This window comes from Haladaptatus rarus, assembly GCF_054177585.1.
Genome location: NZ_JBPEHG010000002.1, coordinates 103338 through 128903 on the forward strand (window position 1 = coordinate 103338; position 25566 = coordinate 128903).

The 25566-nt window shown below is 60.1% G+C and carries 30 protein-coding genes and 1 tRNA gene; 16 read left to right on the top strand and 15 right to left on the bottom strand.

The features are described 5' to 3' along the window. The first annotated feature begins 25 nt into the window (after positions 1-25). Positions 26-571: a YbhB/YbcL family Raf kinase inhibitor-like protein gene (locus tag ACR3FE_RS05625; RefSeq protein ID WP_458206108.1), complete on the top strand. Its 546-nt coding sequence runs from the start codon at positions 26-28 to the stop codon at positions 569-571. Positions 572-647: 76 nt separating this feature from the next. Continuing rightward, the gene (locus ACR3FE_RS05630) at positions 648-1457 is read left to right on the top strand and encodes a lipoate--protein ligase family protein (RefSeq protein WP_458206109.1); all 810 of its coding nucleotides are present in this window, start codon (positions 648-650) and stop codon (positions 1455-1457) included. A 3-nt stretch (positions 1458-1460) separates the two neighbouring features. Here ACR3FE_RS05630 and ACR3FE_RS05635 read toward each other — a convergent pair whose 3' ends face one another. Further along, positions 1461-1994: a redoxin domain-containing protein gene (locus ACR3FE_RS05635; protein ID WP_458206110.1), complete on the bottom strand. Its 534-nt coding sequence runs from the start codon at positions 1992-1994 to the stop codon at positions 1461-1463. 90 nt (positions 1995-2084) lie between these two features. Between ACR3FE_RS05635 and ACR3FE_RS05640 the strand changes: the two genes are divergently transcribed. Beyond that, a complete protein-coding gene (locus ACR3FE_RS05640; RefSeq protein WP_458206111.1) occupies positions 2085-2963 on the top strand; it encodes a deoxyribonuclease IV in 879 nt (292 codons plus the stop codon). A gap of 52 nt (positions 2964-3015) precedes the next feature. Further along, positions 3016-3192 (top strand): hypothetical protein, encoded by a 177-nt coding sequence (locus ACR3FE_RS05645; RefSeq protein ID WP_458206112.1) that lies wholly within the window; start codon positions 3016-3018, stop codon positions 3190-3192. A 41-nt stretch (positions 3193-3233) separates the two neighbouring features. Here ACR3FE_RS05645 and ACR3FE_RS05650 read toward each other — a convergent pair whose 3' ends face one another. Together ACR3FE_RS05650 and ACR3FE_RS05655 are read right to left on the bottom strand one after the other, a co-directional pair. Next, positions 3234-3578, bottom strand: a complete 345-nt coding sequence (locus ACR3FE_RS05650) for an AzlD domain-containing protein (RefSeq protein ID WP_458206113.1) — start codon at positions 3576-3578, stop codon at positions 3234-3236. Next, positions 3579-4259 carry an AzlC family ABC transporter permease gene (locus tag ACR3FE_RS05655; protein WP_458206114.1) on the bottom strand — a complete coding sequence of 227 codons (681 nt, stop codon included), beginning with the start codon at positions 4257-4259 and terminating at the stop codon, positions 3579-3581. A 151-nt stretch (positions 4260-4410) separates the two neighbouring features. Between ACR3FE_RS05655 and ACR3FE_RS05660 the strand changes: the two genes are divergently transcribed. Further along, positions 4411-5202 (top strand): class I SAM-dependent methyltransferase, encoded by a 792-nt coding sequence (locus ACR3FE_RS05660; protein WP_458206115.1) that lies wholly within the window; start codon positions 4411-4413, stop codon positions 5200-5202. A gap of 97 nt (positions 5203-5299) precedes the next feature. Here ACR3FE_RS05660 and ACR3FE_RS27780 read toward each other — a convergent pair whose 3' ends face one another. Then, complete coding sequence (locus tag ACR3FE_RS27780; protein ID WP_472850184.1) at positions 5300-5623, bottom strand: hypothetical protein; 324 nt, start codon at positions 5621-5623, stop codon at positions 5300-5302. A gap of 202 nt (positions 5624-5825) precedes the next feature. On the opposite strand from ACR3FE_RS27780, the gene ACR3FE_RS05670 reads away from it, so the two are divergent. Beyond that, positions 5826-6917 (top strand): aminopeptidase, encoded by a 1092-nt coding sequence (locus ACR3FE_RS05670; RefSeq protein WP_458206117.1) that lies wholly within the window; start codon positions 5826-5828, stop codon positions 6915-6917. 187 nt (positions 6918-7104) lie between these two features. On the opposite strand, the gene ACR3FE_RS05675 is transcribed toward ACR3FE_RS05670, so the two are convergent. Continuing rightward, complete coding sequence (locus ACR3FE_RS05675; protein ID WP_458206118.1) at positions 7105-7752, bottom strand: DUF7095 family protein; 648 nt, start codon at positions 7750-7752, stop codon at positions 7105-7107. 108 nt (positions 7753-7860) lie between these two features. Then, a complete protein-coding gene (locus ACR3FE_RS05680; protein ID WP_458206119.1) occupies positions 7861-8598 on the bottom strand; it encodes a proteasome assembly chaperone family protein in 738 nt (245 codons plus the stop codon). Positions 8599-8741: 143 nt separating this feature from the next. On the opposite strand from ACR3FE_RS05680, the gene ACR3FE_RS05685 reads away from it, so the two are divergent. After that, on the top strand, positions 8742-9440 hold the full coding sequence (locus ACR3FE_RS05685) for an NAD(P)H-hydrate epimerase (protein WP_458206120.1): 699 nt from the start codon (positions 8742-8744) through the stop codon (positions 9438-9440). 34 nt (positions 9441-9474) lie between these two features. On the opposite strand, the gene ACR3FE_RS05690 is transcribed toward ACR3FE_RS05685, so the two are convergent. Beyond that, positions 9475-11547, bottom strand: coding sequence for an outer membrane protein assembly factor BamB family protein (locus ACR3FE_RS05690; protein ID WP_458206121.1), 2073 nt, complete (start codon positions 11545-11547; stop codon positions 9475-9477). A 410-nt stretch (positions 11548-11957) separates the two neighbouring features. On the opposite strand from ACR3FE_RS05690, the gene ncsA reads away from it, so the two are divergent. Beyond that, complete coding sequence (gene ncsA, locus ACR3FE_RS05695; RefSeq protein WP_458206122.1) at positions 11958-12974, top strand: tRNA 2-thiolation protein NcsA; 1017 nt, start codon at positions 11958-11960, stop codon at positions 12972-12974. Between the two features lie 79 nt (positions 12975-13053). Beyond that, a complete protein-coding gene (locus tag ACR3FE_RS05700; RefSeq protein WP_458206123.1) occupies positions 13054-14241 on the top strand; it encodes an outer membrane protein assembly factor BamB family protein in 1188 nt (395 codons plus the stop codon). 58 nt (positions 14242-14299) lie between these two features. Here the strand turns inward: ACR3FE_RS05700 and ftsZ are convergent, their stop codons facing one another. From ftsZ to ACR3FE_RS05715, 3 genes are all read right to left on the bottom strand, one after another. Continuing rightward, entirely contained in the window at positions 14300-15490 is a 1191-nt protein-coding gene (ftsZ, locus tag ACR3FE_RS05705; protein ID WP_458206124.1) for a cell division protein FtsZ, read from the bottom strand. 3 nt (positions 15491-15493) lie between these two features. After that, positions 15494-15673 (bottom strand): ribbon-helix-helix domain-containing protein, encoded by a 180-nt coding sequence (locus tag ACR3FE_RS05710; protein ID WP_458206125.1) that lies wholly within the window; start codon positions 15671-15673, stop codon positions 15494-15496. 185 nt (positions 15674-15858) lie between these two features. After that, positions 15859-16392, bottom strand: coding sequence for a double zinc ribbon domain-containing protein (locus tag ACR3FE_RS05715; RefSeq protein ID WP_458206126.1), 534 nt, complete (start codon positions 16390-16392; stop codon positions 15859-15861). Positions 16393-16521: 129 nt separating this feature from the next. Here ACR3FE_RS05715 and ACR3FE_RS05720 point away from each other — a divergent pair. Then, positions 16522-16595: transfer RNA gene (locus ACR3FE_RS05720), tRNA-Tyr, on the top strand. Between the two features lie 53 nt (positions 16596-16648). On the opposite strand, the gene ACR3FE_RS05725 is transcribed toward ACR3FE_RS05720, so the two are convergent. Continuing rightward, a complete protein-coding gene (locus ACR3FE_RS05725; RefSeq protein WP_458206127.1) occupies positions 16649-16879 on the bottom strand; it encodes a hypothetical protein in 231 nt (76 codons plus the stop codon). Between the two features lie 266 nt (positions 16880-17145). Between ACR3FE_RS05725 and ACR3FE_RS05730 the strand changes: the two genes are divergently transcribed. The 3 genes from ACR3FE_RS05730 to ACR3FE_RS05740 all read left to right on the top strand — a co-directional run bounded on the left by ACR3FE_RS05730 (position 17146) and on the right by ACR3FE_RS05740 (position 21298). Next, on the top strand, positions 17146-18327 hold the full coding sequence (locus ACR3FE_RS05730; protein ID WP_458206128.1) for a M24 family metallopeptidase: 1182 nt from the start codon (positions 17146-17148) through the stop codon (positions 18325-18327). Between the two features lie 179 nt (positions 18328-18506). Beyond that, complete coding sequence (locus ACR3FE_RS05735; RefSeq protein WP_458206129.1) at positions 18507-19196, top strand: DUF7504 family protein; 690 nt, start codon at positions 18507-18509, stop codon at positions 19194-19196. Positions 19197-19216: 20 nt separating this feature from the next. After that, positions 19217-21298 (top strand): hypothetical protein, encoded by a 2082-nt coding sequence (locus ACR3FE_RS05740; protein ID WP_458206130.1) that lies wholly within the window; start codon positions 19217-19219, stop codon positions 21296-21298. Here ACR3FE_RS05740 and ACR3FE_RS05745 read toward each other — a convergent pair whose 3' ends face one another. Both ACR3FE_RS05745 and ACR3FE_RS05750 read right to left on the bottom strand, forming a co-directional pair. After that, on the bottom strand, positions 21299-21433 hold the full coding sequence (locus ACR3FE_RS05745) for a DUF7503 family protein (protein WP_458206131.1): 135 nt from the start codon (positions 21431-21433) through the stop codon (positions 21299-21301). A gap of 109 nt (positions 21434-21542) precedes the next feature. Next, positions 21543-21893 carry a histidine kinase gene (locus tag ACR3FE_RS05750; protein WP_458206132.1) on the bottom strand — a complete coding sequence of 117 codons (351 nt, stop codon included), beginning with the start codon at positions 21891-21893 and terminating at the stop codon, positions 21543-21545. A gap of 461 nt (positions 21894-22354) precedes the next feature. On the opposite strand from ACR3FE_RS05750, the gene ACR3FE_RS05755 reads away from it, so the two are divergent. Beyond that, entirely contained in the window at positions 22355-23128 is a 774-nt protein-coding gene (locus tag ACR3FE_RS05755; RefSeq protein ID WP_458206133.1) for a nucleotide-binding protein, read from the top strand. Next, positions 23125-23676: a DUF8054 family protein gene (locus tag ACR3FE_RS05760; RefSeq protein ID WP_458206134.1), complete on the top strand. Its 552-nt coding sequence runs from the start codon at positions 23125-23127 to the stop codon at positions 23674-23676. The genes ACR3FE_RS05755 and ACR3FE_RS05760 overlap by 4 nt, the downstream gene beginning before the upstream one ends. Before the next feature lie 66 nt (positions 23677-23742). On the opposite strand, the gene ACR3FE_RS05765 is transcribed toward ACR3FE_RS05760, so the two are convergent. Both ACR3FE_RS05765 and ACR3FE_RS05770 read right to left on the bottom strand, forming a co-directional pair. Beyond that, positions 23743-24093 carry a helix-turn-helix transcriptional regulator gene (locus tag ACR3FE_RS05765; protein WP_458206135.1) on the bottom strand — a complete coding sequence of 117 codons (351 nt, stop codon included), beginning with the start codon at positions 24091-24093 and terminating at the stop codon, positions 23743-23745. Between the two features lie 25 nt (positions 24094-24118). Continuing rightward, a complete protein-coding gene (locus ACR3FE_RS05770) occupies positions 24119-24820 on the bottom strand; it encodes an NRDE family protein (protein WP_458206136.1) in 702 nt (233 codons plus the stop codon). Positions 24821-24914: 94 nt separating this feature from the next. Between ACR3FE_RS05770 and ACR3FE_RS05775 the strand changes: the two genes are divergently transcribed. Beyond that, complete coding sequence (locus tag ACR3FE_RS05775) at positions 24915-25511, top strand: CHRD domain-containing protein (RefSeq protein WP_458206137.1); 597 nt, start codon at positions 24915-24917, stop codon at positions 25509-25511. Positions 25512-25566: the final 55 nt, after the last annotated feature.

Consider the following 25566-nt stretch of genomic DNA (forward strand, 5'->3'; position numbering starts at 1 on the left):
GCAGATTCCTCTTTCGACGATGTGAATGCGCCATCTTCGCCGCCATCCCCTCACAGAGGCCGTCACGTCTATTGAAATCGGTGTCGAACTGCTTCGTATGACCGACCTCTCACTTCGCACGTCGGCGTTCACCCACGGCGGTTCGATTCCCGAGAAGTTCACCTGCGAGGGAGCGGACGTGTCCCCGGAGTTGACCATCGGCGACGTCCCCGACGAGACCGAGTCGCTTGCGGTCATCGTAGACGATCCGGATGCACCAGCCACGACGTTCACCCACTGGCTCCTCTGGAACCTGCCGCCTGACACGGTCGAGATACACGAAGGTATCCCGCAAACCGAGACGGTCGGCACGCTCGACGGTGCGTACCAGGGACGAAACGACTTCGGTGAACTGGGCTATCGCGGACCGTGCCCGCCGGAGGGTCACGGCCCACACGAGTACCGGTTCCGACTGATCGCGCTCTCGGAGATGCTGGACGTGGAACCGGGCGTTCCCCATCGCGACCTGGACGACGCCCTCGACGATGTTCGAATCGCAGAAGACGTGTTCACGGGGACGTTCGAACGCTGAATCGCCATCGCCGCTCCACGGTCTCGGAGATCCCTCGTCCGCAATCGATTTCCCCGACCCCTCCTAACTCCGAGTCATGACGCTGGCGGACAGGGAGTGGCGACTGATTCGAGAGGAGTCGTGGGACGGCCCACTGAACATGGCACTGGACGAGATCGCGGCCGAAACCGCCGCCGAGGGCGGCCCGCGTACCCTCCGCGTCTATCGTTGGGAGCCGAGTACGCTATCGCTGGGCTATCGACAAGACCCCGAGACGGTCGATTGGGACTTCTGCGAACGCGAAGGTATCACCGTCACTCGACGACCGACCGGCGGTGGCGGCATCTATCACGACAACTTCGGTGACATCTCCTATTCAATCGTCGCTCCCGCCGAGGAACTTCCTGGCGATCTGATGGAGACGTACGAACTGCTCTGTGACCCTGTCTTCGACGCCTTCGAGCGCATGGGGGTCGACGCCCAGTTCACGGACGAAACGCTACCCGTGCTCTACGAACCGGCGTGTTATCTGCGGGAACTCCACCCAGCCCACGATATCGTGGCGAACGGTCGGAAGATAAGCGGAAACGCCCAGTACCGGCGGAAAGATGCCGTCATCCAGCACGGGTCGTTGAAGTTCGCACTCGATGCAGATCGCCACCTCTCGACGTTCGCCGACCCCGAAACGACGCCCAGTGAGTTCGCCGACCGCGTGACGACGATAAACGAACAGGTGAGTATCGACCGCGACGAAGCCGTCACTGCGGTCGAGAACGCGCTTCACGACTGGGCAGATGCCGAGGAAGGATCGTGGACGGACGCAGAGGTAGCTCGTGCGCGTGAACACGCGGACGCGAAGTTCGCAAGTGAATCGTGGACGAAAAAGCGCGACGATCCGACTGCCTGAATCTCATCCCAACCCGAACGTCTCGGGTTCCGGGCCGAACTCCGCTTCGATAGCGGCGTGTATCTCCGTCAGTGGTGGTGTATCCCTCGACGGATCGATTGGATGACTACCGATCCAAACGTATCGAATCTCTCCGTCCTGGCCGATGAGAAAGCACGACCGCCTGGCTCGTTTCATGATCTTGAACGCGCGATACTTCACGCCGAACGACGAGGCGATGGCGAGGTCGCGGTCACTGTATAGTGGAAACTGGAGGTCGAGATAGTCGATGAATCTTCGGTGTGTCGTCGGACGGGATTTGCTGACGCCGACGACCTGCACCTGCTCGCCACTGGCGAACCAGTCGTAATCGCGGAACGAACACCACTCGTCGATACAGTCCGGGCTGAAATCGTTCGTGTAGAACGAGAGCAACACCGGACAGTCTTCGAGGAATGCGGACAGGGGCGTTTCCACGACCTCTCCGTCGGGGGTAACGAGTGGGGCGCTGAACTCGGGTGCGCTGTCCCCGACCGACAGTTCGTCTGAATTGGTCATCATCCTGTTCTCTCAGTCTTCTGATTTAACGATTCGGTCAAGACACGCGCTTCGAAGTACCTTTGACCCCCGGATTACTACCCAGCGAACATGCGAGTCGGAGCACACGTTTCCATCTCCCGTTCGAGAGTCTCCAGCGACGAGTCGAAGCCCCCACACGGGAATATCGCCGACGCTGTCTACCGACAGGTCGCCTTCGGCGGCAACTGTGGACAGATATTCACAACCTCGCCGCAGGTGTGGAAAGACCCCGATATCGGCGACGAGGAGGCGGAGCTGTTCAGAGCCGAAACCGAGGAGAAACTCGATGGCCCGTGGGTCATCCACTCTTCGTACCTCGTCAACCTCTGTACGCCGAAAGACGACCTTCGAGCGAAATCCATCGCCAGCATGCAAACCGAGGTCGACGCCGCGGACAAACTCGGCGTCGAATACGTGAACGTCCATCTCGGCGCGCACACCGGTGCTGGCGTCGAGGGCGGTCTCGACAACGCCGCCAGTGCGCTCGACGAACTCGACATCCCCGACGGTGTGACCGTTCTCGTCGAGAGCGACGCCGGAAGTGGAACGAAACTCGGCGGCGACTTCGAACACCTGGCCGAAGTGCTCTCCCGGTCGGAGCAAGATCTCGACGTGTGTCTCGACACGGCACACGCCTTCGCGGCGGGGTACGACCTTTCCACCCGCGACGGTGTCGAGGATGCCGTCGATGAGTTCGACGACGTGGTCGGACTCGACCACCTTCAGTGTATCCACCTGAACGACTCGAAACACGAGTGCGGAACGAACAAGGACGAACACGCCCACATCGGCAAGGGCCTCATCGGTGAGGAGGGGATGGACGCGCTCATCAACCATCCCGAACTCGAAGACGTTCCTCTCGTCCTCGAAACTCCGACCGAGAACGGCAAGGGCTTCGCGTGGAACATCGAGCGCGTGAAAGAGATCCACGATAACGGCGACTGCTGAGCCACCACTCCAACCTCCGAATCTTTTTGATACCCGGCTGAAACCCCCCGATATGCGCTTCCAGTCCAGACCCTTCCAACTTGTCGGTTTTCTTGCCTTCCTCGTCGGTCTCGTCGGCTACACCCTCTTCGGCTGGCGATTCGATTCGACAGGGAATCCGGTCGTCACAGGTCTCGCCATCGTCTGTGTCGTCGTCGCGGTCGCAGCGACGGTTCTGCGTGGCCGGTGACTCGGCGAGACGAGATCTGAACACCCCAGATCGGCCGATTCCTACGGCAATAGGAAACTGAACAACCATATCGCACCCATCCCGGCGGCCAGCGTCGCCAAGATGTCCTCCGTCTTCCACGCGACCAGTACGGCGAGCGTGCCCGCGAACAGGCGTGCGTTGTCCGCCGAGAGGGTGAGCGATCCATCGACGTAGACGAGTTGGGGGACGACCAGTGCCGAGAGAACCGCGGCAGGGACGAATCGAAGCGCCTGTTCGACGCGCTCCGGGATGTCGTCGAGTCGCCCGAAGAAGATGATGAACGACAGTCGAATCGCGTAGGTTCCGATACCCGCCGCGATGATGATGAGCCACAGGGTTCCTGTCCCGAACTCAGTCTGTACCATTCAGGCCACCTCCTCGAACAACATACCAGCGAGGATACCGACGACCGCGGCGGTGACGAGTCCGAGATTGAACGGCAGTCCGTTGGCGGCGACGGCGATCGTCCCACCGACGATTGCTGCAACGGTGGTCGCACGGTCGGTGACGCTCGGGACGAGCACCGCGAGGAAGACCAGTGGAACCGCGAATTCGAGTCGCCAGCCTGCGGGGACGGTCGTTCCGAGGAAGATACCGGCGACGGTGGCGATCTGCCACGTCACCCAGAGAGGGGTTGCGATACCGAGGTAGTACCACCGCCGACTCGTCGTCTCGTCGTGTTCGAACTCCAGTACGGAGACGGCGTAGGCCTGATCGGTGAGCAGATACGCGAGTCCCGCCTTCCACCGCGCCGACTGGCGTTTGAAGTAGGGCGCGATGGACGCACTGTACATCATCATCCGGAGGTTGATGATGAGGACGGTCAGAACGACGACCGCCACGGGTGCAGTTCGTCCGATGAGATCCGCGGCGGCCAGTTGGGACGCGCCTGCGAAGATGATAACCGACATCGCCATCGCCTGTATCGCGGGGATGCCCGCGTTCACCGCGGCGACGCCAGCGACCATTCCGAACGGGACGACACCAAGCAGTATCGGGAGGGCGACTCGAACGCCGGAGAGGAAATCGGTACGTGATGACGACACTGTCTCACCGTAGGTTCGCTGGTAGGTATCAACCTTGGTATGACGGTAGGTGGCCGAGTAGGATAGCCCGACGGCCGATCAAAATCACCCTGCTCGTCGACCGGAACCGCCCCGCTTTTTGTGCCACTGCTCGAAGTGACGAGATAAGACTGTGCGAGAGTTCACTGCCGACTACCTCCAACAGACGCGAGAGGGCCTCTGGGAGTCCCGCGAGGCACTCCGCGACCTCAAACTCGACACCCGCCAGCGCGTACTCGATGTTGGTTGTGGCACAGGTGAACTCGCGCGTGTCCTCGCAACAGAGACATCCGGAGACGTAATCGGCGTCGATGCAGACCCACGACTGCTCGCGGTCGCACGAGAACACGTCCCGGTGGTCGCGGGCGATGCCAACCGACTTCCGTTTCCGGACGACAGTTTCGACCTCGTCGTCTGTCAGGCTCTCCTCATCAATCTCCCCGACCCGGAGCGAACGGTGGAGGAGTTCACACGCGTCTCCTCTGGCCTCGTGGCAGCCATCGAACCGGACAACTCGGCTGTGTCCGTCGAGTCGACCGTTTCGCAGGAGAGTGAACTCTCCCGACGCGCGCGTGAAGCGTACGTCGCGGGCGTGAACACCGACGTGACGCTCGGTGGAGAGGGAACGAGAGACGCCTTCCACGCCGCCGGACTCGACGACGTTTCGACCCGCACGCACCACCACGCGAAGACGGTCGAACCGCCGTACTCGGAACGCGACCTCGAAGACGCGAAACGGAAAGCGACAGCGGGGGCGCTGGCGGACAGGCACGACATGCTGGTCGGGCCACTCGACCCGAACGAGTACGACCGACTGCGTACCGACTGGCGTGAGATGGGCCGTGCCGTTATCGACCAGATGCAAGCGGACGAGTATCGGCGGGCCGAGGTCGTTCCGTTCTACGTCACGACTGGGAAAGTGTGAACCGAGAAACGAACGACGCACACAATACGGTGGTCCGAGATACGTACCCACACGCCGTGGTGAGGGGGTATTCGGTGATTCTCGTCGAAGACGAGTGCTAACAGTCGATCGACTCCTCGGCCGACTCGTGGCTTCCGATGTACAGCGTTCCTGGTCGCGTCTCGATATAGACGATGGTACAGTCACCGTTCGCGTCGTCGCTCGTGTATTCGACCGTTTCCGACGACCCGCCATCGACTGCGACCTCGATTTCGTACACTGCTGGCGAAGAAGGCCACGTTGCGTCGATACTGTGACCAGCCGATTCAGCATCGGTTCCTAGCTCGTACGTCTCATCGTGAACGAGTGACCCGTCACGACGAAGCCGTACCGAAAGCGTATGTGTTTCCGAATCCCGATTGATGAGGACGATTCCGCCGATACGGAGACCCTCCTAGCCGATCCCATACGAACACCCCGCACAGAGGGAGAGACAACCAAGCAGAACTGTCCGCCTGGAAAGAATGTGAGATGGCACGCGCTCGACTGAGAACCGCTGATAGATACGCTTTCTGGTCGTTCATTCTCGTCGGTAAAACGGGAGACTGCAAACCGTTATCACGAGAACGGTTCAGGGATACGATATGGATCCACGAATCCACGAGCACGCAGAGATAATCGTCGACCATTCCGTGACGGTCGAACCGGGTGATTCGGTACAGGTCGCTGCACCCGCAGTCGCGGAAGACCTCGTGGTCGCACTCTACGAAAAGCTCGGTGAGCGCGGTGCGAAACCCACGCTTTCGATGCGGAGTTCGCGGGCAGACCGGGCGTTCCTCCGAAACTGTGAGACCGCCGATTTCGACCTCCACGAGCACTCGCTGGCGAAGATGGAGGAGACAGATGTCGTCATCATCGTCAAAGGGTCGAAGAATACGGCGGAGACGAGCGACGTGCCACCGGAGAAGACCGCCGCTTACGCGAGCGCCAACGCACCGATTCAACAGGAGCGAATGGGCAAACGCTGGGTCGGCACGCAGTTCCCCGCACCCGGCGAAGCCCAACTCGCCGAGATGAGCACCGAAGCTTACGAGGAGTTCGTCTACGGTGCAGTGAACAAAGACTGGGACGAACAGCGTGCGTTCCAACAGCAGATGGTCGAGATCTTAGACCCGGCCGACGAGGTTCATATCGTTTCCGGTGACACCACGGACATCCGGATGAGTGTGGAGGGGATGAAACCCGTGAACGATTACGGCGAGAAGAACCTGCCCGGTGGCGAGGTGTTCACCGCACCGGTTCCTGATTCGGTAGAGGGAACCGTGCTATTCGACAAACCGCTCATCCGGCAGGGGAGAGAGATCGAAGGTGCGTGGCTCCGATTCGAGGGCGGTGAGGTGGTCGAACACGGTGCCGAAAAGAACGAGGAAATCCTCACGGGCGTTCTCGATACAGACGAGGGCGCTCGCAAACTGGGTGAACTCGGCATCGGGATGAACCGCGACATCGACCGATTCACCTACAACATGCTGTTCGACGAGAAGATGGGCGACACCGTCCACCTCGCTATCGGACGGGCGATCGGTGAGACGGTGCCGGAGGGTCAACCGTACAACGAGAGCGCAACGCATCTCGACATGATCGTCGATATGAGCGAGGATTCGTTCATCGAGGTCGATGGCGAAGTCGTTCAGCGAGACGGGACGTTCCGATTCGAGGACGGATTCGAGAAGTAGCGTTTCGAAGACGTGTTCCAGAAGTAACGTTTCGAAGGTGATTCGAGAGATGGCGACGCGACCGAGAATTTATATACCGAAACGCAGCCAGACCCGACGTGACCTGAGAATCACCGCGCGGGGGGTCTGGGCTGTTGTGCGGCAATCCCCCGCGTGAACAGCGTGCCGCCTGTTCGCAGATCGACCGCTACACTACGTCACCGCGAACCGTCGTGCCTTCCTGCCGTCGTCGGTAGGATTCGACGGCTTCCGCCGCTTTTCCTGTCTTCTCTTCGTCCATTCCGAGCATCTCCAGCGCGTCGGGAAGCGTCGGGAAGGCGAACTCGCTGGCGTGCAACTTCCGAAAGGCTTCGTCGCTTCGGTGCCCGTCGACCCAGAGACAGACGCCACGCGGGTCGAGGATCTGCTCGTAGGCGTTTCGTGTGATCGCGCCTTTGAGTCGCTGCGTGACGTTGTCTTCGAAACTCGAATTGCAGACTTCGAGATGCACCGGTTCGTCCTCGGGGAGGAGGTGGGCCGCCAGACACTTCTCGGGGGCTGCGTAGCCGTTGTCGTTCGCCCGGATCAACTCGGGGTGTTCGTCGCCCCACGCCGCGCGAACGGTCTTCCCGATACCTTTCACGCCGTGAGTGTCCACGAACTCGGTTTCGCGATCGGCGCTGTCCCCTCGGAGCAGGATGTCTTTCGTCACGTACACGTCGAGTCGGTCGATGGGATCGAGACCGAGTGCCACGTCACCGTACACCCAGATCTCACGGACAGGAACAGGCATGGTATCGTTTTCGACCGTCTCGACGATCTCCTCGACGCGTTCGATTGCCGCACTTCGCTCCATCAGTTCCCGGTTCGAGTTTGGCGTGGATAAGTCCGATGGAACACCGACCAGTCGATGGAGGCGTTCGTGACGATGGTCGTTCAGAGTCGTTCGACCACCTCGTGAAACTCACTGGAACATCCGAAGCGGTTCGGCGCGTGAACTGTCGTCACCGTCGGTCTCTCCCATCTGGTGTGCGAACTGTGCTTTCTCCTCTCGAATCTCTTCGGCGTGCTGACGGAGTGCCGAGTCGTCGATCTCTACCCCTGCGATGGGGTTGATCGCCTGATTGATGAGAACACAGGCTGCGACCGGGTCTGGAAACTGCGGGTCGGCTTCGGTGATGAACCCGAGCGCGGTCAGATTCGTCTCCTGTGCGCGATTGAGGAGTGCACCGGTCTGGCCGCTCCAGATACCGTCCTCTGCCGGTGGTTCGGTGGACCGTTCGTCCAGGAGTCGGCCGCCATCGCCTGTGGCGACGCCCCAGAGCGCCCGTCCGTCGCCCACTTCGGTGGGCCATCCGCTGAAGTACAACGGGAGAGCGTTCTGCTCCGCTATCCATCCCGTGAGACAGTGTGCGAAATCAGATACTGCCGAGGGGGAGACCGGTACATCGCTCTGGAGCGCGAGTACGTCGTCGTCCGCTTCGGCGTACAAACGTACCGGCGGGCGAAGCGTTCGGTCGCCCGCATCGTAGGTCACGACCTGGGGGAGACCGGGACAGGTGAGATAGCCGACGTAGCGCATGTCGAGTTCCGAGATGACGTGGTCGGTCGCGAGCTTTCCCACGAGACCCACCCCCGGCAACCCCTCGACAACGACTGGCTGGTGTACTTCAGGGTTGGTGTGTAGTTCGATGTGTGACATCGACTAACATACTTTTCTACCATGCTTAAGCCCGAAGAATCGAGAAACCCTCGCCGGTTCCATATCTCACACCTGTCTCCGCAGCGGTGTTCTCAGTCTCCCACGACCGCGAGATTTCTATCGGACGGTACCGTCGAACCACCATGGTCGAATTTCGAACCGACCGGGGTGATTCGGTACCAGCAGTCACTGCGGACGAGATGCGTGAGATAGACCGGGTAGCGGTCGAGGACGTCGGTTTGCCGTTGCTATCGATGATGGAGAACGCGGGTCGGACGCTCGCCCGGCACGCCCGCGACCTATCGGCTGTGGGGATCGTCGTGTTCGCGGGTGGTGGTGGAAACGGCGGTGGTGGTCTCTGTTCGGCCCGACATCTAGCAAACCACGGCGTTTCGGTACGTGTCGTCCTCGACCGTGACGCCGACGAACTGACGGGTGTGACTCGTACCCAGTATCGAATCCTCGACTCGATGGACGTTCCCGTCATGGAGGAGCCGCCGATGGATATCTCGCTCGCCGTCGACGCCGTGCTCGGGTACGGTCTCGATGGGTCGCCGCGCGGTCGTGTTGCGGAACTCGTACAGGCGACCGAAGAGGCAGACAGAGTCCTTTCACTCGACGTACCATCGGGGGTGAACGCCTCGACTGGGGAGATGCCGGGTGTCGTCGTCACTCCCGACCGAACGCTTACGCTCGCACTCCCGAAGACCGGACTTGCCGACGTTCCCGGCGAACTCTTTCTCGCGGACATCGCCATCCCTGCTACCGTCTATCATCGGGCGGATATCGAATACGAATCCGTCCTCGATGGCCGGTACTCGTGTACGCTCTCCCGAGAGTAGGACTGCATCGTTCACACGACACGAAATGGGTGTTCTATCGGAAGGCGTACACTGCGTCACTCGACGCATACACCCGGTTGCCGACCGCGACACTCGTAACTTCGCCACCCGTTTCGAACCGTCGGAGTTCGCTTCCCTCGGTCGCGGAGAGGGCGTACACCCGACGGTCGCTCGCTCCGACGTAGACTGTCCCGTCCGCGACGACCGGGTCACAGAGCGTGCCGAACGGGAGGAATTTCGGCTGGAACGACCACGCGATATCGCCGCTGTCTATCGATACGAGCCAGTCTCGGCTGTCGGTTCCCATGCTCGTCGGTTTCGTCGTTACTGCGTACACCCCCTCCTCGGCAACGAGACTCGACACCGACTCCCCGTGGTCGAGTTCGACACGCCACGCTTCGCTTCCGTCGAAATCGTATGCGACGACCTCGTTCGACTCGGTTCCGACGTACACTGCATCGTCCACGGCGACGCCACAGCCATCGGTTCCTGCCGACCACATCTCTCCACAGGTATCGATCGCGACCACTCGGCCGTCTACCACCGCGAACGCCCACTCCTCGTGTACGGCGAGAGCATCGATCGTTCCCAGTCCGTCGCAATCGCCCCGGTACGTCCAGCAGTGCTCGCCCGTCTTCGCGTCGAACGAACTGACCCAGCCATCGCCACCGACGAAGACGCGCTCACTCGTGACCACTGGGTCAGTGAGGACATCCCCATCGCACTCGGCTCGCCACCGTTCGCTCCCGTCCGGGGTATAGGTGACCACCGCCGACCCATCCGTCACGTAGAGCCAGTCTCCGACGGTCGGCGACGTCCCAGCGGCTGCCGTCCACTGTTTCGACCCCGTCTCCGGGTCGAATGCCTGCAGATCGCCGTCCGATACGCAGACGTGCTGGCCGACTGCCAGCGAACCAGTCGTTTCCACTCGCCATTTCAACCAGTCGGGTTCGGTCAGGGCATAGAGGAATCCTTCGCGATCGGTGATGTAGATCGCGTCGTCGACAGCGGACGGGAGCCACGAGTTGCCGAGATTCCGGATCGGTGCACGCCAGCGTTCCTCGCCGGTCGTCGAATCGAGTGCGATCAGTCCGTCGCCGTCACCGGAAAGCGGAACGTAGACTGCTCCGGCGATCGTTGGCGTTCCTGCGGTTCCTTCTCCGTCGTCGAACGTCCACTGGAGCGTCCCGTCGTCGGGAGCGAGCGCCCAGACGCGCGCACGGCTCCCATCCGCGACGACGAGGGATTCGTCTGCGATCGCGGGTGACTGGGTGAGTCGAGCGGAATCACCGACGGTGGCTGTCCACGCCGTGCTACCATCGGCTGCCGAGAGGGCGTACACGCTTTCCCCACAGATGTAAACAGTGCCGTCGGCGACGGTCGGTGCGTGGTCGATGAACCCATCGGCGTCTGCCTGCCACCTCGGGGTTCCGCTCTCAGCGTCGATCGCGTAGACGGTCTCTTTGTCGGCGAAATATGCGACTCCGTCTACGACCGCCGGAGGAACGTTCTCGGCGCTCGGGGTTCTCCCTTCTTTCCCGCTAGGGACGCCGAGGTGCCAGCGTTCCTCTCCGGTTTTCGCGTCTAACGCCCAACACGTCCCTTGCCCGTTCACGTCGCTCGTCTTGAAGAAGAGCGTTTCGTCGGTGGCCGTCACCGGAGACGATTCGGCGACATCCAACTCGAATCGCCACCGTTCGCTTCCATCCGTGGCCGAGAGGGCGAACACGTCCGACCCCGTGACGTAGATGGTATCGTCGACGACAGTCGGGGCGTACTCCTGGCCGCCGAGTTCGACCGTCCACCGTGTCTTCCGGGCGTCCGTGTCGAACGCGGTCAGTAGCCCTTCGGTGTCGACGACGTAAGCAGTGCCGTCTACCACGGTCGGTGCGTGGAGTCGTCTCTCGCTCAACTGTGCGCTCCAATCGATCCACGTCCCGGAACCTGGGTCGTTCCCGACCGGACTATATCCTGTATTACCGGTGTCGTATTGAAACGTCGACCAGCCACGGTGTGTCGTGCTCGTGTCGGAGGTCGCAGTTCCTGCAACTCCAATCGCTCCGAGAGCGACGCCAGTTAGTTTGAGAAACGAACGCTCTCGTTCCATCGGCAAATCTACCCATGAAGTTAATCCACGGCCACTACGAGGTTTATTATTAGTTCGTTAAGTTGACCATACTGCCCGATACCTATCAGTTAGATAGTATTCGTTCCGCACCCTTCAGGTGGTCTCTACCGAGAATCAAGTACCCCTTACGTCCCTCCGGCCTCCGTTGAATCGACTCCCACGAACTGGCCGAAAAGAGGCGACCACTGGGCCGGGAGGAGGGAGATCGCAGTCGAAGATACATCATCATTTTAATCAATATTTCTGATATATCAGGTCTGGTCGATACGAGCGCCGAATCCGGACAGCCCGTATGGACAGTATCATTACAAATGATGAATTTGCTATAGCGATATTCGATTTACACCGGAGCGAAACCGTGAAACGGCCTGCGGGACAAGCGACACGTAATGGACTGCGACAAGTGCGACCGGGATGCCGTCATGCATGCTGCGTACTCGGGGCTTCACCTCTGTGACGACCACTTCTGTCGGTCGGTCGAAAAGCGCGTTCGGCGACGAATCCGGGACGACAATCTGCTCCCTGCATCTGCCACGCCCGAGAATCCCCAGACGTGGCTCATCGGTCTCTCCGGTGGGAAAGACAGCGTCGTCCTCACCCAGATTCTCCACGACACGTTCGCCAACGACCCTCGCGTCGAACTCGTTGCGCTGACGATCCACGAGGGGATCGAAGAGTACCGCGACAAGAGTCTGGACGCCTGCCTCGAACTCACCGACGAGCTCGACATCCGCCACGAGGTCGTCACCTACGAGGACGAGTTCGACGTTCGGATGGACGACGTGGTCGAGAAAGATCCCGAGAACATGGCGGCCTGCGCCTACTGTGGGGTGTTCCGACGCGATCTGCTCTCGAAATACGCCGAAGAGTTCGGTGCAGACAAGCTACTCACGGGCCACAACCTCGACGACGAGGCCGAAACTGCGCTGATGAACTTCCTCGAAGGCGACGTCGCCCAGATCGCCAAACACTTCGACGCGAGTCTCGGCGGGTTCGAGGAGCACGAATCACGCTCCACGAACGAAGGGAACGGGAGTTCCCCGCAGACGAGAAGCGATCAGGATGCGTTCGTCCCGCGTGCGAAACCTCTCCGCGACGTTCCCGAGAAGGAAGTCGCACTCTACGCGCACCTCGAAAACATCCCAGCTCACATCACCGAATGCCCGCACTCCAGCGAAGCCTATCGCGGAGAGATTCAGCAGTTGATGCTGTCGCTCGAAGAGAACCATCCCGGAACCCGTCACTCCATCATGGCGGGATACGAAGAACTCGCTGCGCTCGCCGCTGACGAGTTCGGTGCTGGCGAAGGAAAACGAGAACTCGGTGAATGCGAACGCTGTGGGGCATCCACGACGCGCGACCTCTGTCGGAAATGTTCACTGGTGGATGCGATTCACGCGGTCTGACTCGACCGAGCCGGACAGGATTCGTGACCAAAAACGCCCGTGAAGAAAACTTATCATCTGCTGTATCGACACGGCAGATATGCCCTCACGACGACGATTTCTCTCGGTTCTCGGTGCAACCAGCTCTGTAATCTCCGGGTGTACGACGATGGCGGACGACCCGCCGAAATCCGGTTCGATGCAGTCGATAAACCCCGGCAAGCACGTCTTTGGGGCTACCGGCGAGTGGTCGAGTTTCGGCTGTAACGCCAGCAACACCCGCGGAGTCGCCGACGGAAAGGCTCCGGTCGATGGCGTGACTGAACGGTGGCGAGTCGAGGTTCCACAGATAGCGTATCACGAACCACTCGTCGCAGACGGGCATGTATATCAACCGACTCCGAGAGAACTGCGAGTTTACGACGCGGCGGATGGCTCCGAACTGTGGACGAGGGCGAACGTGAAAACCACACCACTCGTTCGTGGTGATCTCGTGTATGCAGGCGTCAGCAACCGATTACTCGCGCTCGATTCGAAAACCGGTGAGACGAAGTGGGAGAAAACACTCGGCGAGAACGGGTTCGTTCGGACGCCCTCGATGTACGACCCTGAATGGCTCTACGTCCCTGCTGGAGAGACGATCCACCGAGTGAGTTCGTTTACGGGTGAAGTTGAGTGGTCGCGCCGGCTGCTCGGAAACCTACTCGGTTCGCCGGCGATTTATCTCGGCTACTACGTCGCAGTTGCCACGGAGGCCGGAAAACTGTATTTGCTCTCACCGGACGGCACTGGTGCAGGTGAGTGGAACCTTCCCTCGAAACCGCAGACTTCGCCAACTGCCGACACCGAAGGCGTCTACGTCAACTGTCTCGACGGGAATACGTACGGAATCACGCTCGAAAATCAACCGCGCCTGAACATCGACTGGAAGGCAGAGACAGGGTGGGCTAGTGGGGGACTGGCGGTCAAAAAGCATCTCTACGCGAGCGGAACAGGTGGATTGCACGCCATCGACCCGGACGACGGCGAGCAGGTGTGGAAATACGACACTGGCGATTGGCGGTGGACTGCTCCCGCCCTCGGACGCGACACCCTGTTCGTCGGGGGCGACAAATTGTACGCGTTCGACCCGACCCCGTCGTTACGCATACCGGGAACTGGACCGGCGAAGCGATTCGAAAGATCGTTTCACGGTCGCGTCGGTCCCGGCCCCGTGTTAGACGACGGCGTTCTCTACGTCGTGGCACAGACCGGGAGACGCAAATTCCATCTTCTCGCGTTCGAATGATGTCTCTCGTTCGGTTGGTTGCGAAAATATAGATCGTAATACAGCGAATCTCGACCGTCTATCGGATGACGTCGAGACCGTTGTTCTTCTCGACTTCGTCACGTCCACCGTCGCTCTGCGTACCGAAGGTTCTACCCTGAACGCTGTCGACGTTGTTGCTGGCGTCGTACGACTGTGTGTCGACGTCGCGCATCTTCTCGCGCGAGCGGTCTGCCTGTTTCTGCGTCGTCGGGCCGAGCACCTGGGCGCTCTGGACGCCGGTCATGATCGCCATGACGCGAACCTTGCTCTTGTAGTTCTCCTGGATGCGTGCGCCCCAGATGACGTTTGCGCTCGCATCGAGGCGTTCGGTGATGTTCGCTGCGATCCCCTCTGCCTCTTTGAGCGTGAGGTCAGGCCCACCCGTGATGTGGACGAGTCCGCCCGACGCACCGCGATAGTCGACGTCGAGGAGTGGGTGGTTCATCGCGTCGCGTACCACTTCTTCGGTCTTGTTCTTGTCCTGCGTCTCGCCGACCAGCATCACCGCGACGCCGCCCTGATTCATGATGGACGTCATGTCGGCGTAGTCGAGATTGATGAGGCTCGGCTGGGTGATCGTCTCCGAGATACCTTTTACCGTCTCGGCGATGATCTGGTCCATCACCGAGAACGCTTTGCCGATCGGCAGGTTCGGGACGTAATCGAGCAGGCGGTTGTTGTCGAGGACGATGATGGAATCGGCCTCGTTACGAAGGTTTTCGAGACCTTCTTCCGCTTTCACCGTGCGTGCGCGCTCGACGTTGAACGGCGTCGAGACCATGCCCACGACGATCGCACCCTGGTCTTTGGCGATCTTCGAGACGACCGGTGCCGCACCAGTGCCCGTTCCGCCGCCCATACCTGCGGTCACGAAGACGAGGTCGGCGTCACCGAGCACTTCCTTGACGGTTCCCTGTGCCATCTCCGTGGCACGCTCTCCCATCTGTGGGTCACCGCCAGCACCGAGGCCAGACGTCAGGGACTTCCCGACGAGGATCTTCGTGTCGGCCTCGATCATCTTCAGGTGTTGTTTGTCGGTGTTGATAGCGACCGTGTCAGCTCCATCGACACCGATGTTGTACAGCCGGTTGATGGTGTTGTTCCCTGCGCCACCACAGCCGACGATGACGATTCGGGGGTCGCCGAACTCGTCGCTCGCCGTCGCGGCGTCCATCTCACGTTGTTCCGATTCGGCGTTCTCTAGTGCTTCCTGAACGATGTCCTGCATCGTTTACACCTTCGCCCACGTGCGTTTGTTCGTGGTCTCAGTTCCCGTACCGTCGTGCTCGTTGAGCATGTCACGGACGGCAGCCCGGATGGCTTCGCTCCGGTTCGGGAACTCGCCGGTTTCGACCATCTGTTCGACTTCTTCGATCTGCTGTTTTGGGATTCGTAGTGTCACGCGCTCCATAGTTAGCTTCCCCTTTTATCGGTAAGACGACACGCGGCGGCCCCGCATCGTCTGTCTTACGCCGTTGCGGTGGTCGAGGCTCCACAATTCGACCGTTTGGTTCTTGGCGTAAGACATTCGTCTTACGTAAAAGTATTCACAAAGCCACGGTATTTATACTTAACGGCGTTTGTAAAACAAGCGTTTTACGAGGAATCTAAAACGTCTGCGGAAGGCGTCCTTCGACCGCATCCGGGGCAGAACGCCCAGTCCGAGCGAAGTTCGTCGCCACAATCACAGAACACACGGTGGGTCGCCTTCTCACCGCAGTTCGGGCAGTAGACGTGTCCCGAATCGAGCGATTCGCCACACTGTCCGCACGTGTTCGTTTTCTGAGGTGTGTCGGCGGTTGTCCGACGCGCGGCACGGCTCGTTTCTGAGACGTCGTCCGGCTCGGGCACGTTCTCAGCCGCACGAACCTCGCCAGATCCTTCGACGGTGACGTTTACGTTGATGTCTTGCGCGCGATTGCCCCCGCGCGTGCCGAGTCGCTGGTCGATGAGCGCGTCCACGTGCTCTGCGACAGCCGCGTCAAGGGTTCCCTCGGCGCGCTCCGCACTCGCGGTGTGGCCGTCGAGATACTCGCGGAGTGCCTCGCGCATCACCTCACTCTTGGAGGCGTCGAGCGATTCTATCCGCTCGACGAGGTCGTCGTCCGCGCGAAATGTTATCTTACTCATGTCGGCCACCGATCTATGTTCGTGTCCCGAAACACACAGTCAATCATACTTTAACCTTTCTGTCTTCCCAATGCGTGGCCCCGAATAATAATTCTTAAGTCCGCTAGCGGGATAGGTGTGAGTGCGTGCCCGCCCTTAGCTCAGACTGGTAGAGCAGTCGACTGTAGATCGACTTGTCCCCCGTTCAAATCGGGGAGGGCGGACTCTTCTTTCGATACTGTACGAACGAGCGAAGCGATTACGAGAGTCCGACGATTTACGAGCTATCTTCACAGAGCATCCAGTACACACCACCCTTCGCACCTGTCTTCTTGCTGTCGAGGTCACCTACGAAGACCAGATCCTCCAGTTTATCTCTGGCAGTGGTCCGATGGCAGTTCAGCATCTCGGCAATCTCTGGAACTGTAAACGGTTCACAGCGGTCGTCGTTTTCCTGAAATCGTTCGAGCGCATCATCGGTGGTGATTCTCGGGTTCCGGCCATCCATTGAAACTCGATCTGTAAACGCGAACTTCACCCTGTGAGGGCGCCTGAATCGAGCGCAAAAGAGACCCAACTTCCTCTCGAATTATGGACGTATTACGATTTCATACGCCCGGAGCACCGCGGTTTCGAATGTGATCACTATCGACAGTTCGACTGGTGGTGCGCGCGTGGACGTGATACCCTAACTCGGCGGGTGTTCGACCACGACGCCCGGGATACATTTCCGCCACGTGAACGCTTTTACGCCAGACTTGCAAACGCTACTGTATGTCGACACGAGTTCCCGATTCGGAGTTCGAAACCCGTCTCGCCGATGTGCGCGAGAAGATACGTGAACAGGATGCGGACGCTGGCGTCTGGTTCGGTGCGACGAGCATCGAGTATCTCACCGGTTTCGATCACATCCAGACCGAACGCCCCGTCGTCCTCGCCGTGACAGACGACCGGATCGAGATCACGGTACCGCGACTGGAAGTCGAGCGCGTCCAGCCGAATCCGCGCATCGATGCGGTACATCACTACTTCGACTACCCCGGCGGAAAGCCGATCCAGGTCGCCGTGGAGATGCTTTCCGGTCTCGACGTGGAGACGGTTGTGGCAGACGCCGACGGTGCGCCGGGGACGATGGGCTACGACGGCCCCGCGCTCTCGGAATTCGTCAAAGTGGAATCCCAGGACTGGGTGAGTCGGATGCGCTGGGCGAAGACGGAAGCCGAAGTCGCGCTCATCCGCGAGTCGGCGAAGTGGGGGAACCTCGCCCACCAGTATCTCGCCGATTACACCGAACCCGGTTCCCACCCGGCAACCGTCAGCCAGCGGGCATCGATGGACGCTTCGCGCGCCATGCTAGACACATTAGGTGATAGGTACGTCGCGCGCACGCGAGCGGACGGCCCTGCACACGCGGGGTACATCACCGGGCCGCAGACGGCCCTCCCGCATGGGCACACCGCAAACCGCCGGATCGAGGAGGGTGATGTACTCGTCACGGGAGCGACTGCGAACGTCGATGGTTACTACTCCGAGTTGGAACGCACGATGTTCGTCGGCGACCCGACGGACGAACAGGAGCACTACTTCGAGTTGATGCTCGAAGCACAGACCATCGCCATCGATGCGCTGGGGCCGGGTGTCTCCCTGTCGTACGTCGACCAACAGGTGTGGGACTACTTCGAAGAGCAGGGCGTCACCGACCTCGCACAGCACCACGTCGGTCACAACATCGGGATGGGTGGGCACGAACCGCCGTACATCGACCGGGGATGGGGAGAACACGTGGACGAGGGTGACGCCGAGATGGAACCCGGCCACGTTTACACTATCGAACCGGGACTTTACACCGACACCTACGGGTACCGTCACTCCGACACCGTCGCCATCACAGAGGATGGGACGGAGATGTTGACCTACTTCCCCCGCGATCTCGAATCGAACATCATCACGTGGTAGCCGGATAGCTCGTTGTAACTACTCGGCTCGATTCTCGACCGGGATAGCCGACGAGTATCAATATATCGACAACGATTTCCGTCGATGAAGACGACGACGAGAAGATGTCCGGAAGTGACTTGTTCGATTCACTGAACTGACCCGAACCCTTATTTTAGTGCAGGACGTTCGCCTTAACAATGGCTTCTCGCCTCGAATTTCGGAGTCGGTCGGGCGAGGGTTCGACCGAGATGGACGTGACGTTCACCCAGTGGCTCGCTGGGTTGAAATCCCACGGCAGCAATCTCCTCGTCACTGGAGCCGTGCCAAAGGAGACGAGCGCGACGTTCAGCCGGACGCTCTTCGGACAGGGGCGACGAACCCGAATCCTCGCACTCACCGATCCGACTGCGCTCGATGCGGACGAACATCTTCCGGTTTCACCGGACGTCCCGAACACCCGCATCATCGATCACCGCATCGACAGCCGGGCAACGGCGACGGAGCCAACCGCGAGCACCGCCCAACCGGAGTTCGACCGACGGACACTCCGTTCGGAACTGATTTCGGCTATCGGTCACTTCGACGACGAGGTCGGCGGATTCGACCCCGCCGAACTCCGACTCGGCATCGACTCGATCGAGGTGCTCGCCGGAGACGACGAGCTCGTCTCACGCAATCAGTTCCTCCGGAGCATCACTGCAATCGTTCGTGGGGTCTGTGGGATGGCTCATTATCATCTTCGTGTGCCAGATGATGATCCACTCGTGGACGAGCTTTCACCGCTGTTCGACGCGCGTATCGAACTCCGCAAGCGACCTGGTCGAGCACAACAGCGGTGGCATGTTTCCACGCTCGGTGAGACGACTCACTGGGTAGAATTATCATAGCCGACTCACATTACTCTCGTATGGAGTTTCGGCGGCATCCAGACCGAACTGGTCTCGATATCCACGATCCCATCGAGAACGTCCGATTCGCCCTGTTTACGCCCAGTTCGGTTCGACCGACATCCGTCGATACGGCGTCGTTTTACTTTCCCGTCGACGCTGCCGTCGCCATCGAAACGACGACGCTCGAAGTCCCGAAACTGGTTCCGGTCACGATTCGACGACAGGACGGGACGATGGTCACCGAAACGTCAGACGGTGGTGACCGAACCCTCGACACCGGCGCATATCTCGTCGAGTTGAGTACGGCTCCGATGAAACTCTATCTCGCCATCGAGAGTCGTATCCAGCTCGAACACACCGACTCCTCGGTCGTGTTTCACTTCGACGAACGCCGGACGGTTCGTGTAGGGGCACGCTCCTATCACGACCGTCCGGCGGGAACGATAACCGTCTCCGACGACGTGCGCGACGTGATGCGTGGCGTATCGCTGTTCGGGTCGGCACTGAAGACGACGAGTCCCGAGCGGTCGTTTCCAACGCTTCGTGGTCATCCACCGCTTATCGAGCGCGGTGAGTCGTTTTCGGCCCCTGTCGGCATGGAACGTCCCGAGACGGGTGTCGAACTCGTCGTCCCACCCGACCGAGAGCACGTCTATCCCGTGGTATCGCTCGCCTACTATCTCGGCGCAGCGGTCGTGCCGGGAACCGACCCACGGCTCGTGGCGGGCGAGTTCGAGTACCCGCTCGACGGGGGAGGTGGGTACGAATCGACGGTTCGTCGCGTCCTTCGACAGACGTTCTTCCTCGACTGCCTCACGAGAACCGAGGGCTACTACAAGGTCGACCTTCACGAGCGCAACCAGGTCGAACCCCTCGTGGACATAGATTTCGCGGTGCTGTACGACACGTCACTGCCGGAACGCCTCGAAACCCACCTCTCGGTACCATTCGAGACGCTCGAACCTCATATCCCGAACTGGCGACTTGGGGTCGACGTCACGCCGACGGTCGAGAACGTCGAGTATGCACCGTACCTCGCCAGGGATCTCGCACTCGTTCGTATTCCAGAACGCCCGACTCCGGAATCGGTTTCACCGATGTCCGAGGCACAGGCCGAGTTCTTCCGCTCACCACCGTCGGACGCGCTGGTACGCGGAACGAGTAGTTGGGACTCGATCGACCGTGGCGACATCTTTCAGGTCGATTCGATGGCGAACGTCATCGAACAGGCGTGGGTCGGGCCAGGCTACCCACTGAAGGTCAACAAACTCGATCTGAGTGCGCTTCGACGACGCATCGACCGTGTTCCGTCGTCCGATACCATCGACATCCACGTCGTCTGTAACGACGAACAGATGCAGGGGGAGGACGTCGTCCGAGAGCTCTACGGCGTGCGTGAGATGCTCGATTTCGACGTCACAGCGCACTACGACCTGTCGTGTGACGAACTGACCGACCTGCTCGCCAGACAGGCCGACCTCCTCCACTACATCGGTCACATCGACGACCAGGGATTCCTCTGTACCGATGGCTCGCTCGACGCCCGCTCACTGGACGAGGTCAACGTGAAGGCGTTCCTCCTGAACGCCTGTGCATCGTACGAACAGGGTCACGAACTCGTCAAGAAGGGAAGTCGCGGTGGTGTCGCCACACTCTCGCCGGTCGGCAACCCGATGGCGACCGAACTCGGGAAGACGCTGGCTCGGCTCCTGAACTGCGGGTTTTCACTCCGTACGGGCTTGTCTATCGCCCAGCGCCACTCTATGCACGGCTACCAGTATACGGTGCTCGGGGATGGTGGGACGACGCTCGTACAGAGTGAGAGTGGAATTCCGCATCATCTCACGGTCGAGCGAACAGGTGATGACCGATTCGAGGTCGAAATCGACACGTATCCAAACGACCTGCACGGCTTCGGTACTCACGTAAACCTCCACCGAGATTGGTCTTGCCAACGGTATATCGCCTCTGCACCGTTAACGACACTGTCTCTGACTGCAGAAGAACTTGATTACGGTCTTTCGGATGCAATTACCCCTGTCGAAGTCGGAAGCGAACTCTATTGGAGTGACGAACTACGCTCGTCAGGTGTCGAATAATTACGGTCCGCTATTCGCACCATTTTGTGCGAGTACTGCTCCTGCCTGCATCAGCACGACGCTGAGCGTGAACAGGACGCCGATCATTCGTGGGTGCTTTGCCAGTTTGCCACACAGCTTGCCTTTCTGTGACATTGCAAGTGAACAGAGCGACTACCATAAAATATAATTTTTTTAATAATTCATAACTAAATTTAATAATAGTAAATAGATTAAGAATAGCACTAATTAGTGTCACATGTTCTCACTGGGCAAAACCACCGATCGCGTCCGAGAGAGGGTCGTTCAGTTCGTAGAGGACGGCGTCCAGATCCTCGGACAGCCGCTGGAGCAGTTGCGCGTGGGGTGTCGAGGCGAGTCTGTACTCCGGATATGCGCCGTCCGTCTCGATCTCTTCTACCAGTTCGAGTTCGAGAAGGTCGTCGCGGTGGGTCGTCCACGTACTGGGTGCAGTCCCTGCGTGGTCTGTCAGCTCGGTTGCACTAAAGCTCACCTCGGGATTATCCGCGAGCACTGCAAGGAATTTCACACGGGCGGGATAAGTGAGTACGCGTGAGAGTGGGGGCGTTGTCAGCCTGCTGTCAGGGGACTCCATATGGTATGCTAATACATGTTTGTTTGAAAACTATATCGAATTTCGTCTCGATACTAACCCACTTAACATACGCCCAAAAGAATCGTAAATTTTTAGACAATGGGGGTTGTAGTTGATGCTGGGATGCGCGAGAAACGCACTAACGTTCGATTCAAACGAACGGCTCTCCAACTGGTCATCGCCGCTCAACCAGCATAAGAGCACATCGATGCATTGCGACACCTTGCCTGCATCGTCGTCTGTCACTGCGACGCGTATCCCGACACTGTCGCCGGTCAGCACGAAACGCCACGGCTGACTGGCTTCCTTGCCTTTCGGTCCCACTGACGCTCCATGTGACGTTTATATCGGTTTCTGTACATCTCCGAAGCTTCCAAACAGTTTAGTACTCGATCGATGGCGACATCGTTCACGAGCGAAGTGCGTGATTTTTTAACGGAAGACCAACCGAATATAGAACGATGGTCGAGGCGTTTGCGGTCGCGAGCGGCAAAGGTGGAACTGGAAAGACCACGAGCACGCTTTCGCTCGGGATGGCTCTGTCCGAAGAGTACGACGTTACCGTCGTCGATGCCGACACGGGGATGGCAAACCTGCTCTTTCACGCGGGACTCACCGACGTGGACACGACGCTCCACGACCTCCTCGTCGAAGAGCGCGACGCTGCGGTCGAAGACGCCGTCTACGAACGGTTCGGGATGCGGGTCGTCCCCTGCGGCACGAGTTTGTCCGCCTTCGAGCGAGCCGACCCCGACCGCTTGCAGGATGTCGTCGCCGAACTTGCAGCGGCGACTGACGTGCTCTTACTCGATTCGCCCGCGACCCTCGGCAGCAAGAGCGCCATCCTCCCCGTCGTCCTCGCCGACCGAATCGTCGTCGTCCTCCAACCGACGATACCATCGCTGAGCGACGGGTTGAAAGTACAGGAGTACGCCCGGTCGTACGGGACGGGAACGGCAGGAGTCCTGTTCAACAAAGTACACGACGACGAGGACGTGGCGGTGGTCTCGGAGAAGAGCGAACGCTACTTCGACGGCCCGACGCTCGCCGCAGTTCCCGACGACGACGCGGCGCGTGCGGCACGACAGGCGGGAAAACCACTTCTCGCGCACGCGCCCGAGAGCGCGGCGGCACGAGCGTACCGTGACGCGGCCACCGCGCTCGACGTTCAAGCGGGTGAATCGGCGGCCGTCGCAGAGCGGTTTCGGAGTGCCGTCATCCCTGATTCGCCATGAACCTTCCACGTGGTGAACTAGTTCGCTCCCGCGTCGTCAGTGACCCTGCGACGGCACTTGCGACAGTCGTGGAGCGCGAATTGACCGGGTACGCCGTATTCGAGCCACAGGATTCGCTCCTCCTCGACGGAGACGGACGGGGGGTGCTCACGTTCGAGGCAGGCGTGCCGGTGCTCGCGTATCACACCGGAACCGACCGTGGCGGTCCCGAAGCATTGGCCGACCTCGCAGTCCCCGGCCCTTACAACGTGGAACTCTACCGACTCTCCACAGCAGAACTCGACGACGTTCACGACGTGGACGGCCTTCGGATCCCGCCGGGGATGCCTGCGGAGCGATTAGCGGGTGACCCAGAACTGGCTGTGCGGACGCGCGACTGTGCACCGGAAGCGTGGCTGGAAAGAGAGGAGGGAGAGGACGAACCGACCAGTGCGGTCGAGGCGTTTCTCGAAGACGACGAGAAGATCGCCGCGATTCAGGAGCAGGCACGGGCCGAAGCGGAGCGCCGCGCCGAAGAGTGGGGACTGAACGAGCAGTTAGGGCGATAAGGGAATCGTCGCGTCGATCCGTGCCGATTCGCGCTGACCCCATGTCGACTTCGGTCGTCAGCCGAATTACTCTTCGTACGCGAGGTTCATGATCCACTGCGAGAAAGCGTCACTTTCGGGGTCGATCTCCTCTTCCCCGATGAACGGTGAGAGCATATCGCCCGCCATCAACAGCGAGAAGTTGAGATCCCTCGCGGCGGGAGTGATGAAGTAGGTGTTGTGTCCGTCGTAGACGGTCTCTTGTCGCTGAACGAGCTCCTTCTCGACCAGCGACTCGACGATCCGGCTTCCCTTCCGTGACGAGACGTCGAGCTGTTTCCAGAAATCACTCTGGTGGATACCGCCTGTCTCGCGGACGAGTTCGAGTCCTGCGAACTCGTCCTCGGTGAGGTCTTCCTCGGACGTTGCCGTGCTCATGTTCCATACAGGGACGGGCGGGCGTTTAAAGGTGACTTTCCACGCCGTGGTAGTTCGTTTCGCACGGGGGGCCGTCGGCAAACTCGTAGCTTCCCCGCTCGTCTTCGTCGATGGTGACGATGGACGACGAGCGTGTCCCGTACCCTTCGCCGTGGACGCACGCACCGATGTCGTGGTCGCGGAGCACCTCCTTCATCCGTTCGCACCACTCCCCAAGCGGTACGTCCTCACCGGGTTCGGGGTGGACTGCTGAACGAATGCGTTCGGATTTCTGCGCACCGGCGTTCAACCCCTCGTTGACGACGACGTGAATTCCCGGTTCGAGGTGCTTCGCTTCGAGGATACCGTCCCACTCCAACACAGTCGCCTCGTGAGCGTCCGCGATGAAGAGGTTGAACCCTTCGAACTGTCGTTCCGTGAGTTCATCCTCGACGAACTGAAGGGCGTCTGCCGCCGATCCGTGGCCCAGTGCGTCTCGAACCAGTAGCCCACGAGAGCGTTCCCCCGTTACCTCCGCACGGCGATTCGTTATCCCGACGAACACGCCGCGTTCGTTGTAGCCGATCCACGTTCCACCTGCCTCTTCGTCCCGGGGAGCGACGATAGCGGGTTCACGGGAGAGAACCGCAGGCGGTCGTGACGGTCGTGACAACGCTTCGTCTCGGTTCGCGCCAGCGACGACTGGCGTCCCGTCGAACACCTGCCACGCGACGATGAGTGTACACACGAGGAATCGTATGGCCGCATCGAATAAAAGGATTCGTCGCCGACGGCCCGACCACTTATGATTGCACCCCTCGTCATTTTTTGGGGGTCAGCACATGCTCGATAGACGCACGTTGCTCAAATCGGGGGCATCACTGAGTATAGGGGCAGGTGTGGTCACTGCACAGTCACAGGACGGGGAGACGTTCAGCGCGGGACGATTGACGGCCGATCAGCAACCGCAATCGGTCGAGACGAACGCCGAGGGGGCGGCGGTGTTCGTTCGAGAAGAACAGGGGATGCGGTTCGTCCTGCTCGTTACCGGAATCGAGGGGGTCACACAGGCACACATCCACCGCGGAGCTGAGGGCGAGAACGGTCCCGTCGTCACGTGGTTGTATCCCGGCCCACAGGCGCGAGATCAACAACGGATTCCAGGTCGGTTCGACGGGATTCTCTCGATGGGGCGGTTCTTCGCGGGCGATCTCGTCGGCCCGCTGGAGGGAAACTCGCTCGACGCACTGGTCGGTGCCATCGAGAACGGTGCCGCGTACGTCAACGTCCACACGCAGTCGAACCCGGCGGGGGAGATTCGCGGCCGACTCTCGCCAGTTTCGAACGCGCAGGTTCGATTCCGAGAGCAAGTCGGTGTGAACACGAGAGATGGGTTCAGCCTCGACCGCGCTATCAACCTCCAGGTTCAGGAATCATAACGGAATACAGACCGAGGATTCGAAGCGGTAGGGAGCCGGAGACGGTTGCCGGAGG